11 protein-coding genes are annotated in these 13,447 nt (G+C 56.7%); 3 read left to right on the top strand and 8 right to left on the bottom strand.

Translation table 11 applies throughout. From position 1 onward, the window contains the following. Window positions 1-302 precede the first annotated feature (302 nt). Together H6G52_RS12950 and H6G52_RS12945 are read right to left on the bottom strand one after the other, a co-directional pair. The gene (locus H6G52_RS12950) at window positions 303-1,892 is read right to left on the bottom strand and encodes a glycoside hydrolase family 57 protein (protein WP_190528847.1); all 1,590 of its coding nucleotides are present in this window, start codon (window positions 1,890-1,892) and stop codon (window positions 303-305) included. A 269-nt stretch (window positions 1,893-2,161) separates the two neighbouring features. Beyond that, complete coding sequence (locus H6G52_RS12945; RefSeq protein ID WP_190528845.1) at window positions 2,162-2,332, bottom strand: hypothetical protein; 171 nt, start codon at window positions 2,330-2,332, stop codon at window positions 2,162-2,164. A gap of 35 nt (window positions 2,333-2,367) precedes the next feature. On the opposite strand from H6G52_RS12945, the gene H6G52_RS12940 reads away from it, so the two are divergent. After that, window positions 2,368-2,766 carry a hypothetical protein gene (locus tag H6G52_RS12940; RefSeq protein ID WP_190528844.1) on the top strand — a complete coding sequence of 133 codons (399 nt, stop codon included), beginning with the start codon at window positions 2,368-2,370 and terminating at the stop codon, window positions 2,764-2,766. Between the two features lie 77 nt (window positions 2,767-2,843). Here the strand turns inward: H6G52_RS12940 and H6G52_RS12935 are convergent, their stop codons facing one another. From H6G52_RS12935 to H6G52_RS12920, 4 genes are all read right to left on the bottom strand, one after another. Next, on the bottom strand, window positions 2,844-4,280 hold the full coding sequence (locus H6G52_RS12935) for a sensor histidine kinase (protein ID WP_199312391.1): 1,437 nt from the start codon (window positions 4,278-4,280) through the stop codon (window positions 2,844-2,846). Window positions 4,281-4,988: 708 nt separating this feature from the next. Then, window positions 4,989-7,757: an EAL domain-containing protein gene (locus H6G52_RS12930; protein ID WP_190528842.1), complete on the bottom strand. Its 2,769-nt coding sequence runs from the start codon at window positions 7,755-7,757 to the stop codon at window positions 4,989-4,991. Between the two features lie 334 nt (window positions 7,758-8,091). Then, the gene (locus H6G52_RS12925) at window positions 8,092-9,183 is read right to left on the bottom strand and encodes a metallophosphoesterase (RefSeq protein WP_190528840.1); all 1,092 of its coding nucleotides are present in this window, start codon (window positions 9,181-9,183) and stop codon (window positions 8,092-8,094) included. A 79-nt stretch (window positions 9,184-9,262) separates the two neighbouring features. Next, window positions 9,263-9,868, bottom strand: a complete 606-nt coding sequence (locus H6G52_RS12920) for a shikimate kinase (protein ID WP_190354462.1) — start codon at window positions 9,866-9,868, stop codon at window positions 9,263-9,265. Window positions 9,869-9,979: 111 nt separating this feature from the next. Here H6G52_RS12920 and H6G52_RS12915 point away from each other — a divergent pair, with 111 nt between their 5' ends. Then, window positions 9,980-10,867: an ABC transporter permease gene (locus H6G52_RS12915; protein WP_099534455.1), complete on the top strand. Its 888-nt coding sequence runs from the start codon at window positions 9,980-9,982 to the stop codon at window positions 10,865-10,867. A gap of 79 nt (window positions 10,868-10,946) precedes the next feature. On the opposite strand, the gene H6G52_RS12910 is transcribed toward H6G52_RS12915, so the two are convergent. Continuing rightward, entirely contained in the window at window positions 10,947-11,375 is a 429-nt protein-coding gene (locus H6G52_RS12910) for a DUF2511 domain-containing protein (RefSeq protein WP_190528838.1), read from the bottom strand. A 140-nt stretch (window positions 11,376-11,515) separates the two neighbouring features. Here H6G52_RS12910 and H6G52_RS12905 point away from each other — a divergent pair, with 140 nt between their 5' ends. After that, on the top strand, window positions 11,516-12,865 hold the full coding sequence (locus tag H6G52_RS12905) for a CHAT domain-containing protein (RefSeq protein ID WP_199312389.1): 1,350 nt from the start codon (window positions 11,516-11,518) through the stop codon (window positions 12,863-12,865). A gap of 136 nt (window positions 12,866-13,001) precedes the next feature. Here the strand turns inward: H6G52_RS12905 and H6G52_RS12900 are convergent, their stop codons facing one another. Further along, window positions 13,002-13,442 (bottom strand): hypothetical protein, encoded by a 441-nt coding sequence (locus tag H6G52_RS12900; RefSeq protein ID WP_099534456.1) that lies wholly within the window; start codon window positions 13,440-13,442, stop codon window positions 13,002-13,004. Between the last annotated feature and the right edge of the window lie 5 nt (window positions 13,443-13,447).

The raw sequence follows: 13,447 nt of genomic DNA, 5'->3' as shown, positions 1-13,447 counted from the left end.
ACGAGCCAAGCTCCAAGGCTTGAGGGTGCGTCCAGAGTCTCTACCGGATGGGAGATGGTCGATTATGCCTGAGCTTAACCTTCCTTCTCCACCGCCTTCCACATACAAGGGTGCGTAGGGCAACGGTTCGCAGGTTCCAGAGGTGGGGTTTGTGCCCTACGCACCGCTACTACCATTGGCGCGGGCAAACTCGTGATTCTGAGGGGCGATCGACGGTGCGTGGGAGCCAAACCAGCCAAATCGTTACCCCGCAAGCGTTCTCCCACTCACCCTACCCGATCGCCCCATTGATGCCGGGGAAATTACAACGGGCGATAGACGCGGTAATTGACGTTGGGGAAGATATTGTCGATCGCCTCCACCTTTTGCAGCCAACCCGAATCCACCTTGCCCGCGCGAATATCGTCGTAGAGCTTCGTGAATCGCATCATGTGCGATCGCGTCCGGCGTACCGCGTAGGGAACCATCGTCCCCGTTCGCATAATGAACGCCCAGTCCGACGACTGCGCCAACAGCAATTCCCGCGCCGCTTGGTTCAGGGCCCGCCATTCCAGCTCATCGGACGGCTCCAGTTTGGATAGCTCAATCATCCGTTCCGCGCCCTTGTGTAGGTGCGGATAGATCCAAGCATTGGTGTCATTCAGCCAATATTCATGGAAGCCCTTGTAGCCCCAGCTCGATTGGGACGGGCGACAGACCTGCTGGGTCGGTTGCTTTTGCAAATAGTCCGACAGGTGGGTCATTTGGAACGTGTTTTGGTCAAACCAAGCCTTCCGGAACAGGAAATCCAGGAACCAAGGGCCTTCGTACCACCAGTGGCCAAACAGCTCTGCATCGTAGGGCGACACGACGATCGGGGGCCGCTGCATCAAGCCATTCAGATAGGCCACCTGTTGGCCCCGGTTGAACATGAAGTTGGTGGCATGTTCCGCTGCTTTTTCCCGGGCCCAATAGGGATCGTAGAGCGCCTTATCGGACAGGCCCGCCGTGCGGCTGGTGATTTTGTGGTACTTGATGCCTACGTTCTTTCGCTGGCCGTTGGGCATGATGTAGGGCTTGATGTAGTCGTAGTCCGCTTCCCAGCCGATGTCTTTGTAGAATTCGCGGTACTCGGCCGCGCCAGGGTAGCCCACTTCCGAAGACCAAACCTGTTGGGAGGATTCGTGGTCGCGGCCAAAGGCGGCCACCCCTGCTTCCGTGAAGATGGGGGCGTAGGTTCCGAAGCGAGGGCGAGGCCGCGCGTACAAGATCCCGTGGCCGTCGGTGAGGAAGTAGCGCAGGCCGGCATCGGCCACCATCCGTTCGAGGCCTTCGTAGTAGGCGCATTCGGGCAGCCAAATGCCCTTGGGAGCGCGGCCAAAGTTTTCTTCGTAGTGGTCAACGGCAACTTTCAGTTGGGCCCACACGGCTTGGGGATACATCTTCATCAGGGGCAGGTAGCCGTGGGTTGCGCCGCAGGTGATGATGTCGATGTTGCCGGAGTCTTGGAATTTCTTGAAGGCGGTTACGAGGTCGCGATCGTACCGTTCCCACAGTTCCCGCACTTCCTGGAATTCTTTGATGTAGTGCTCGGCCAGGTAGCGCAGGTGTCCGTTGAATTCGTTGTGGACGTATTCTTTTTCGACGAGTTCTTGCAACTGAGCGAGGTGCTGATCGTAGCGGTCTTGCAAGAGGGGGTCGCGGAGCATGGACACCAGGGGCGGGGTCATGCTCATGGTGATTTTGAAATCTACGCCATCGCGCTCGAGTCCTTCAAAGGCGCGTAACAGGGGGACGTAGGTTTCGGTGATGGCTTCGTAGAGCCACTCTTCCTCTAGAACGTAGTCGCTTTCGGGGTGCCGGACGAAGGGCAGGTGAGCGTGCAGGACGAGGGCGACATAGCCAAGGGTCATAGCAATTGTCCTAGAGCGCAATTAATAAGGCTGAGGCGATCGCTCGTGGGATCGCCCTGGCCGGATCGGCGTAAAGCTTGGCTTAAGCTTTAGCAGATTTTAAGGCGAAGTGCGACCGGGGGTAGGTCGTGAATTTGACCAGATGTTGGGCGATCGGGATCTATGGGGATCTGTGGGGATCTGTCGGGATCGGTTGAAGTCTTGAGAGATCCCAGGCAGAAGGGCGGCAAATAACCCCCTAACCACTGTAAACGGGGAGACGGTGTGAACTAATGGCGTGCATGGGCGCTGGTAATCAATGGGCTGGTATCCCAGGCGATCGGGTGTTGGCTTTCGATCGCTGGGAAGGGGTTCGGCTGCCCGTTCGCAGCGTGGCTGGGCGGTTGCTCCCAATCAGCGTTGGCCGCGCCAGAATGGAGATGATTCCAGTTGTGCTCCATGGGCCACTCTGTGCCGAGCACAAGGAGCAAAACCCATGCATTTAAGCCTGATGGGCGATTCCCTCAGAATTGACTTGGAGGGTTGGGAAAAGCTGTGGGCTTTTCATTGGCCCCTCTACTTGGAAGTCCCGATCGCGCAAATTCAAGCCGTGCAGTTAGGAGCACCGCCCAGCGACTGGCGAGAACTGCGTGCGCCGGGTACGTTTCTGCCGGGTGTGATCAAAGCAGGAACCTACTACACAAGGCGCGGCCGGGAGTTTTGGTATGCCACTCATGACGGTGGAGAGTTTCTGACGTTGAGGCTGACGGGCCATCAATATGCTCAGGTGGTGTTGACGCTGCCGGATGCGGCAGACTGGCAACGGTGCATCGATCGAGTCATCCCGCCGCCGACTCCCGTGAGCTTGGGGCAACTTCAGTTTGGCTCGCTCTAGCTTTGGCCCGCCCTAGTTTTGGCTCGCGATCGCCCATGGACGGCTGGCACTGGGCCCGGGTTGGCGATCGGGCGATCTTAGAGATCGGCGGTGAGGGGCAACCACACTTCAAAACTGGTGCCGGGTAAGTCAAAGGGGCGATCGGGATAGGTTTCTGGCCAACGGGGCGATCGCAGTCGGAGGTGGCCCCCATGGCGCGCAATGATTTCGTGGGTGATGGCCAAACCCAGGCCCGTTCCTTTCCCGATCGGCTTGGTGGTGAAAAAGGTCTCAAAGATTTTGGTCTGAATGGCTTCGGGGATGCCGGGGCCATTGTCGGCAATTTCCACCATCACCCAGCCCGTCACATCCATGGTGCGGGGTTCCACCGCCGCGATCGAGGCCGGTTCGATCGCCGCCAAATCCGCCGGTAACTCGTCCATGCATTGGGTGCGGATCATGATGGTCGGCTGCCAGCGTTGTCGCTCCAGTGGCGGAATTTGGTTTTGCACCTCCAGCAGCGCATCCACCGCATTGGCCAGCAGGTTCATAAACACTTGGCTCAGGTGTCCCGACTGGCAAGCCACCAGGGGCAATTCCCCATAGGTGCGGATCACTTCCACCCCTTCCCGCAGGCGGTTGTTGAGCACAATCAGAGTGCTCTCGATGCAATCGTGCAGGTCGGCAGCCTTGAAGGTTTCTGATCCCACATGGGAGAAACTTTGGAGACCGGCAACGGTTTTTTTCAGTTTGTCAGCCCCGATCGCCATGCTGTCGATCAGTTTGGGCAAATCCTCCCGCAGGAAGTCAAACTCCATGGTCGATCGCAACTGTTGCAAGGTCTCGGGAATTTCCGGCAACAGGGCTTCATAGGCCGTCACCAGTTCAATCAAATCTCGGGCGTATTGAGTCAGATAAACCACATTGCCCGAAATGAAATTCACCGGATTTTTAATTTCATGGGAAATGCCCGCCACCATCCGCCCCAGGCTGGCCATTTTCTCCGCTTGAATCACCTGAGCGCGGGTTTGCTCTTGAATTCGCTGCATGGCTAGCTCGTGAATTTGGGATTGAGCCACCAGCAACTGGTGAATATCCAGCAGGCAATAGCAGCCTTCCTGGGATTCCACCGCCAACGGTTCATAGAGCAAGTCAGGCGATCGCTCCAGGGCCGCCCGCCCCGCCTGCACCACGAGCGTGCTGCCCGACAACACCAACAGCGGCACATGGGCGTATTGATACATTACGCGCAGGGGCCGATGTAAGAACAACTCCGGGCCGTATTGCCGGCTCAGGTGCTTAAAAAAACGCCGCCGCGACAGCAGCCCTGCAAAGGCTCCTCGATCGAGCAATACGGCCCCTGGCAGCAGGGGATCCGCCTCTAAAGCTTGGGCCAGCTCAATCCCCGGCTGTGACAAATCCATGGCAAAGCAGGATAGGCACAGGTCATTGAGCGTGGACTCCAAATTCAGCGAGGCAGCAAGATTGGGCAGCACAGCCGGAGCAGCCATGGTTGAAGTGGAAGTGGCAAGCATAGGAAATGAGGGTGCAGAGGGACGGGCGAGCCGCCAACAGGTTCAGAGCGTTGCACTCGGAGCCTGGGGCCGATATCAGAACCGAGATGTCATGGGAAAGAATGAATCAGGCTGGCACGCTCGATTGACATCGCCTTAGATAGCCATACAACCCCAAGGGAATCCAGTGTTGATCAACCAATCGCCTTGGTCAGTGGCCTCGGTCAATTGACTCGGTTTGATGAATCGATCGCTTGGAACCAGGGTCTTAAGATTACTTGGTCGCAGGTAAACGTTCCCGACTTCTATCCTTTTCAAGGCTAGCATCTTACAGCAGGAAAGACAGAATAGATCTACCATGAAATCTTGTCAAAGCATCTGATTTCAATCAGCCTGGCGTTGTCAGGGCAAGGCTTTGCCGTGACAACAAGCTCATTATTGAATCATCGGTTTAAGAGATCTTCATGATCTTTTTTGGGGATATTTTTAGGGAATGAGCTAAGGGGAGGTTTATTGAAATTTGATCTGTTGATAATATGCGTTTAACCAATATTTAAACAAATGACAGTAACAATCTTTTCTGCACTAAATTTTGCTGCCTTGAGCTGTGGCGGCCTTGTCCGATCTTGATTGCGCGTTCTTGAGCCAATTCCCGATCGAGGTTTTGATATTGCCATTCGATCGGGCATCGATCAGACCCGATCGCGACCATGGGGGTTAATCAGCAACTTAGCAGAGGGGATGGCGAGCCGACTGGGAACGGGGCAAGGAACGAATGGCCGGTGGCAATCCGGCATTGAGAAACTGACCAGCTTCCTCGGCGGGCACGGCTCTGGAGAATAAATAGCCCTGGCCAAAGCCGCAGCCCAAGTCTTGCAGGTGATCAATTTGGGGTTGGGTTTCAATGCCCTCGGCAATGACGCTGAGGCCCAAATCGTTGGCTAAACCGATGACGGCACGGACGATCGCCGCGTCGCGTTGATTTTCGAGCATGGCTTGAATGAACGATCGCTCGATTTTGATCGAGTCGATCGGGAATTCCCGCAAATAGTTGAGGGAGCAGTAGCCCGTGCCGAAGTCATCGAGGCAAATTTTAATCCGCCGTTCCCGCAGTCGATCGAGACAGGCGCGGCTGGCGTTTGGATCCAGCGCCAAGGAGGTTTCGGTGATCTCTAGGCGCAGTTCATAGCCTTCCAGGTCGTAGGCATCCATCAGCACTTCAATCAGGTCAGCCAACTCGGGAACCAGTTGCCGGGCCGAAAGGTTGACATTCACCCAAATGGGAAACACTTCGGGCATTTGGGTTTTCCAGATTGCAATTTGCTTGCAAGCGGACTGCAACACCCAATTCCCGATCGGGACGATCGCCCCGCGATCCTCCGCCAACCCAATGAAAGAAGCGGGCATCATTAACCCGTGGCGCGGGTGTTGCCAACGAATCAGGCTTTCAAACCCCACAATCGATCGAGAGTCGAGGGAAACGATCGGTTGGTAATGCAAACAAAATTCCCGCCGCTCGATCGCCCAGCGCAAATCCGTTTCCAGTTGCAAGAGCTGTTCCGTGTCCGATTGCAGGGCCGCATCAAAAATCACAAAACTGCCATTGCGCTGTTGTTTGGCCCGATGCAAAGCCGCATCCGCATCGCGCAAAATCCGATAGGGCTGGTCGGGGCGCGAATCTCCGTGGGAATCGGGGCGGCAAACAATGCCCATGCTTGCTTGCAAAAACACATCGCGCCCATCCACCACAAAGGGATCGCGAAACACATCCTGAAGGCGGTGGGCGGCGGCCTTGGCGGCGGCCAATTGCCCCTCGTCGGAGGTGGCGGCGGACTCCACCAACACCACAAACTCATCCCCCCCCGTGCGAGCCAGCACATAATCGGGGGAAATGGCCTTTTCCAAACGGCCCGCCAGCATCATCAGCAGCCGATCGCCCACCCAATAGCCCAGGCTGTTGTTAATCCGTTTGAAGCCGTCAATATCCAAAAACAGCAGCACAAAGCGAAACTGCGGATCGCGCCGCCCCCGAGACACGGCCTCCACCAACCGCTCCAAAAACCAAGCCCGGTTCCACAGGCCCGTCAGCACATCATGGGAGGAGTTGTATTGCAATTGGGCTTCCACCCATTTGCGGGAGGTGATGTCTAGCAGGCATCCTTCGTAATACAGCAATCGTCCGTTGCGATCGCGCACGGCCTGGGCCCGTTGATCCACCCAAATGCGTTGGCCGTCTTGGCAATAGACCTGACATTCAAAGTTGCAAGCATCCTGACTTTGTTCCAACAGCTCCAGGAAACGCACTTCATCGGCCGGGCGCACGTAGAGGCGGCGATCGGTGGCATTCAGGGCCCGCAGGGCCGCTGCGGGAGACTCGTAACCCAAAATGGCCGCAAAGGCGGGATTGGCATGGAGATAGCGACCATCGGGGGCCACCTGAAAAATCCCCTCGATCGCCCGTTCAAACAAATTGCGGTAGCGGGCTTCGGCCTGTTTGTGCTGCAAAATGGGCCCCAGTTGGGCGGTGACGATCGCCAACCGGTTCAGCAACGTTAAGTCCCGCTCTCGGGGGCTGGTGGCAAACAAAGTCAGCACCGCCAACACGTGATCGCCGGTCAAAATGGGCAACACCACGCTCGATCGCAAGCCCACCCCCAGGGCCATTTGGCTGCGGCTGCAATGGTCGATCGACTCCAGCTCGTAGTTGCTGATCCATTCCGGGCGTTTGGTTTGCCAGACTCGTCCCGGTGGCTGGCAACCCAACTTTAGGGTCAAGTCCAAGCTCGCCTGCCGAAACAAGTTCACCCCCTCGATCGCACAGAACCAAGCGGGGCTGCAAACCAACGACGCACCATCCAGGCTGGGAACCCAAGCTTCGCCTGCCACCCAGCCGGTTTCTTGGCCCAACACTTGCAACGCCTCTTCCAAAGCGGAGTCAAAATCGGCCGCCGCACTGGTCACGGCCACAACCCGGTTCCACAAGTCGGCATAGGCCGGGGATTGGGCTTCGGCTAAGGACGAAGACGCAGCCGCCGCAACGGTGGAAGGGCAAGATTCTGCACTGGCTGCACCCCCCATGGGCCCCATGGAGCGGTTGCCCCCTTGCACCACCCCATCCCCCAACGCCTCAGGGTTGGCATGGGCCAGAAAACGGGGCAATCGGAGCGATCGGGGAAATTGGGGCGATCGAACCCGAGGCCAGAGCCAGCGCCACCGGCCCAACGGCCCAGGAACCGCCCCCAAGGAATCCGCCGCCATCAGGCTTGGATCCAGAACCTTCAGCAGGCGATGGCGCAAGAGGCGATCGCTCAGCCACAGCACCAGGGACAGACCCGTTAAGCCCAGGGGGCCCCACAACTCCGTGTAGGGGCTGCGATGCGGCAATTCTTCGGGCCAAGGGGTTGTGGGCGTTGGGCCGGTTCCCAAATCTTGGGGCGATCGCGCCATGGCCGATCGCCCCACCCCCTCAATGCAACCCAAGCAGATCACCAAGGCCACAGCCAACCCTAACGGGAGAACTGATCGTTGCGGACGACTTTTACCCCCCGGCCGCCGGATTCGGCAGCTCGATCGGTGATTTCGTTGACTGCGCACTACACCCCAACCATTTCGTCCTTGAGTCATGCCTGCCCCTACTTATCAGCGACATCAGCCCTAGTTTTGGCAATCCCGGGCCGTCGTTTTCGAGTGCTAGTCAGCCATCGCTCATCGATCGTCTACCCAATGGTTGATCGGGAATAACCCAACCAACACTTTGCAGAATTGGCGAAAAATCGATTGGCGTTTGGGATTAGCGTTCAATTTTTCGCGCCCAACTTTTAGTGTTCTCTATTTAAATTTTGACCTTCAAAGCATGATTTTTGGACAGTAGTTGATCGCGCCGCACCAACCGACCGTTAAACCCAACAATTTCCCGAGGTAGCTGATCATCACGCAGGGAGCGGAAAGGATTGAGTTGATAACTGCTATACCGCAAATTGGGAGATCCAAACCGTGCATCAATGACGGTCAAAGTGCGGATTGGAGTGCTAGAGGTGCCCAGCCACGATCGCGCACCGCCTCCCAAACATCCCAGGTGTAATAGATCGACCATACCCATACGCGCCGGAAAGTAAGCATGGTGATGGCCCGTGATGTAGGCAGTGACTTGGGCCCGTTCCAAGAGCGATTGCACTGGAGCCGTGTCTCGCAATACATTTCCCGGCTGGTTGCGTTGGGGAGTAACCGCATGGAGTGGCATATGACCCAACAGCAATCGCACCTGGGCTGCTCGGCCGACTTCTGAGGTAAACAACTGTTCGGCCCGTAATAATTGTTCCGCACTAATGACGGGCCCCGAAGCATCCCAGGAGACAATTAGGGCATTTCCCATCCGAAATGCATAAAAAAAAGGGAACCAGGCATCATCCACCCAGTCCCAATTCATGGTTGATCGCTGTCTTCGCCAATAGGCTGCGGCTTCGTTTCGATCGAGTGCATATTTAAAAGTTCGATCGGGCAAGGTGATGTTTGAAGCGTCGTGATTGCCCAAGGTGAACGCAAAGGGAATCCCCCCTTGGCGCAGCGGTTGATAGATGGTGCGATCGAACCCGCCCCACATGGCTTGGAACTGCGATCGGGTGAGGCCCAGCTTTTGGCCCGCCACCATGTCTCCGCCACAAATCACCAAATCCGGCTGCCAGCGCTGAATCAGGGCGATCGCCTGATGAACCTCCGCGCGGTAATCCGTTTCGCCATAGCCATTGTTCAGATCGCTGATGGCAATGATCCGCAAATCACCCCGATCGGGCGGAGGGGCTGGCTCCAAATTGGGAGCACTTTGGGCCCAGGTGCGATCGGCCCGTTGCAGCCAGGTCGCCGCCCCCGTGGCCAGCAAACCACCGGCCAATAGATTTTGAACAAACTGGCGACGGGATTGGGTCACAATGGCGGCCTCTGGGGGGTAATCAACGGTGATTGATTGACTGGCTTGATTAACTGGCTTGATTGATTGACTGGCTTGATTAATTTTCGGTGGAGCCAGTCACCTCCGGCCGCAAGACTCCGCGAATACCCACCAGAATTTGATCCACCACCTGGGCGGGGGACTGTTCCGGCCCGATCGCCACTTGCAAGTCCGCTTGGGCATATTGGGCCGATCGACGATCGCGCAACTCCGCCAAGGCCGCCACCGGGTCGGGCGACTGCAACAGGGGCCGCTGGGCAATTTCGGCCGGATCCGCCTGCAAGCGGTTCACGATCGTCTCCAGGGTGGGATCCAACCAAATCACCAATCCATGGCGCAAATAACCCCAATTTTCCTGTTGGGTGACAATGCCGCCCCCGGTGGCCACCACCAATCGCTTATAGGCGGACAGTTGCGACAACACTTGGGTTTCCAGTTGGCGAAAGGCCGCCTCGCCTTCGGTGGCAAAAATTTGGGCGATCGACTGGCCAGCAGCCTGCTCAATCAACTGATCTGTGTCAAAAAAGCGATAATCCAGGGCGGCAGCTAACTGGCGGCCGGTGCTGCTTTTTCCTGACCCCATTAGCCCGACTAAATACAGACTGGTGCCACGAATCAAGGTGGCGAGATGTTGGGGATTGGGTGGCTCGGAAAAGTCAGTCATGGGATAAGGCAAAAATGGTGCGGTCTATCGTGCGGTTGCTATAGAACACGATAGGGCAGGACAGAACAAGCCAGAACTAGACAAAATTAGACAAAATTACAAACCAGGTCAATGAATCACTCGGAAAGTCTGTGGGGGGCGGCTTGGCGGCGATTTTGTCGCGATCGGTTGGCCCTGTTTGGGCTAATTTGCCTGGGGGCGATCGGGCTGGCGGCCCTGGTGGGCCCGTGGCTCTATCCCCTCTCGCCCACGGACTTGGACTATGGCCGCGCCTACCAAGGCCCCAGCCTGGCCCATTGGTTGGGCACGAACGATCGGGGGCAGGATTTGTTGGCGCGGGTGCTGTCCGGTGGGCGGGTGTCCCTCACGGTGGGCATTGCCTCGATGCTGGTGGCGGTCACCTTAGGCACAACGATCGGGGCGGTGGCGGGGTTCTATGGCGGCTGGGTGGATGGGCTGTTGATGCGGCTCACGGATTTGTTTTTGGCCTTGCCTCAGTTGCCCCTGTTGTTGCTGCTGATTTATCTCTTTCGGGAACCGTTGCGGGCGATCGCAGGGCCAGAATTGGGGATTTTTCTGCTGGTGATTGGGGCGATCGGCGGGCTGAACTGGATGAGCGTGGCGCGGTTAATTCGGGCTAATTTCCTGACCCTGCGAGAACGCAATTTCGTGTTGGCGGCCTATGCCTTGGGGGCCCGATCGGGCTGGTTAATTTGGCGGCATATTTTGCCCAACGCGATCGGCCCGGCCATTGTTGCGGCTTCCTTGGCGGTGGGCACGGCCATTTTGACGGAATCGACCCTGAATTTTTTGGGGCTGGGCTTTCCGCCCGATGTGCCCACTTGGGGGCGAATGCTCTACGATGCCCAGAATTTTTTGGAAACCGCGCCGCATATGGCAATTTTTCCGGGGCTGGCGATTTTTATGACGGTTTTAAGCGCCAATTTCATCGGAGATGGGCTGCGGGATGCGATCGACCCGCAACAGAGATCATCCTAATGCCTGAGATCATGAGCAGGGATGAGAGTGTCATAGTCAGAAGAGCCTAACTATCAGTGCAGTTAGGCTCTCCTAAAATCTATTGGCATAGCTCTAATCCACGATTGAGTAATCCTGAAATTGGAATTTTAGTACCTTGAATTGCAGGATTATCCTTCCATATAGGATCAATGGGAAGCGCACCCGTTGCTTTTGCGGAGCCATTCACTGCATAAACCTTTCCATTAGCTCGGAAAATAACCTGCTGTGACGCTACGCATTCTAGAGTTCCACTTGGAACCGTTAATGGCCAAGATTGACCGAATTCGTTTTCAGTCACTTCAACAGAGGAAGTTTTCGCAATGGGAGATGCTGTCTGTGGTGGCGACGAAGAGTTGTTAGGGTCTGTAGTAGTCTCTAGTTGACTTGTCGCAGAGCTACAAGCGGTTACAAGAATGCTAATGGTTGAAATTATGATCTTGAGCTGCATGTTTAGCCTTTTGAGTGCCATTAAGGCAATAGTAGCCATTTTTTATATATTGCACTTATCCATACTCCGGCAAGCTAAAAAAGCAATACGTTTACATGAACTTGCATAACTTCAAACTGACGTTACCCTGACGATCGCCCAGTTGCCCTGTTTGAATAGGAACAGCGTTTTCACTACCCATGGGCGATCGCATGATTCGACAGTTGACGGCGAGCCTGGCAGCCGTAATGGTGGGCAGCACGATCGCGCCGCCGGGTTGGGCCAGCCAGCCCAGCGAACCCGTCACCCCCGCCAACGTGGTCAACAAAATCGAAGCGTTGTGGGAGGGAGAATACGAACGCCAATTCAACCGCGACTTACCCGCCCGACGCATTTCGGCGGCGATTGTCTCGGAACAGTTGCGGGAAATGGAACGGCGCACCGGCCAGCGATCGGCGCTGCTGTACATGATGCCCCGGGACAATGATGTGGAATTGGTGTTGGTCACCGGCCGCAGCGAACCCAGAATTGAAATCATTTCCGGCACGTCCCAAGCGGCCATCAACGAAGCGGTGAAGCTGCTGACCGTTGCCATCACCAACCCGGTGCAGCGGAACGGAGTCAGCTATTTACCCTATGCCCGACGCTTGCACAATTGGTTGATTGCCCCGATCGAGTCACAACTCCAGGCGGAAGGGATTGAGCTGCTGATTTTTTGCCCCGGCGAGGGGTTGCGATCGGCTCCCTTGGCAGCCCTGCACGATGGCCAGCGCTTTTTGATTGAAAAATACGCGATCGCTCGAATTCCCGGCTTCAGCCTCTTTGATCCTCAAGCGGGCAACCTCCAGCGATCGCGGGTGCTGGCCATGGGTGCTTCGCAATTTGAAGACACCACCAACCTCAGTCCCTTGCCCGGTGTGCCGATCGAACTGGAAGCGATCGTCGGCAATGGCGATCGGCCCGGTCTGTGGCCCGGTCGTTATTTCTTGAACAACCAGTTCACCTTGGGTGCGCTGCAACGGGAACGCCAACGCAGCGACTACGGCATCGTACATTTGGCGACCCATGCGGAATTCAAAGCCGGTCGCCCCGAAGCGTCGTTTATTCAGTTTTGGCAAGAGCGATTGAGCTTGGCGCAAATCCAGGCGATCGACTGGATCAGCAAGCCGGTGGAATTGTTGGTGCTTAGTGCTTGTCGAACCGCCGTGGGCGATCGGGAAGCGGAGTTGGGCTTTGCGGGCATGGCGATCGCGTCCGGAGTCAAGGCCTCGATCGCCAGTCTTTGGTATGTGAGTGATCGGGGAACCCTAGCCCTGATGAATGAGTTTTATCGCCAGTTGCGCCAGGCCCCCACCAAGTCGGAAGCCCTGCGCCAAGCCCAATTGGCGCTCCTGCGCGGCCAGGTGCGAATTGAGGGCAATGAGCTACGCGGCTCCGGGGCCCGGGGTGGCACGGTGTTTCTGCCGCCGGATATTGCTGCCACCGGCCAGGAACTGCTATCGCACCCCTACTACTGGGCGGCGTTCACCGTCATTGGCAATCCTTGGTAGCGTCTGGCAATCACACCCCTGTACGCCCCCAGATCAACACAGACAAGGGGCTTAAGCCCCTTGCCCCACGCAGGTTTAAGCCCCTTACCCCCATGACGATTGAGGCTTGTGTTGATATCGATCGCCCATCGGGGGGTCAATTACCCATCAGGGGGTCGATCGCTCCGGGGCCCGTGATGCATTTAGTGATGTAGTCGTTCACTAGGTGATAGGCTTCGGCGTTGAGTTCCGGATGCAACACCATGTCTTGGCCATTGTCCGGCAACCAAAACACCAGCCGCCCGTTAGCCGATCGGGAGAAGGCCCGAATGGTTTTCAGATTGATGGTGTATTGCCGTCGATCGTAAACCAAATTCACCCAGTAACAGTCGGCGTTGGCATCCGGCAGGCGATCGATAAATTCCATCACCTGCCGGTAGGCCGTTGGATGATCCTGGGGAACCAAAACAACGGGCATGGCAGAGTCCGGCAGCCAGAACGAGATGCGCTGGCTGCTGTCACGCGCAAAAAACCGAATACTCGCCAAATTCACGAGATATTCGTTGCGTTCGTAGGAAAACTGAATCCAATGTGCCACAGCCG

Source organism: Limnothrix sp. FACHB-881, from assembly GCF_014698135.1.
GTDB lineage: Bacteria > Cyanobacteriota > Cyanobacteriia > CACIAM-69d > CACIAM-69d > CACIAM-69d.
This window is presented reverse-complemented; position numbering and strand designations above follow the sequence as displayed.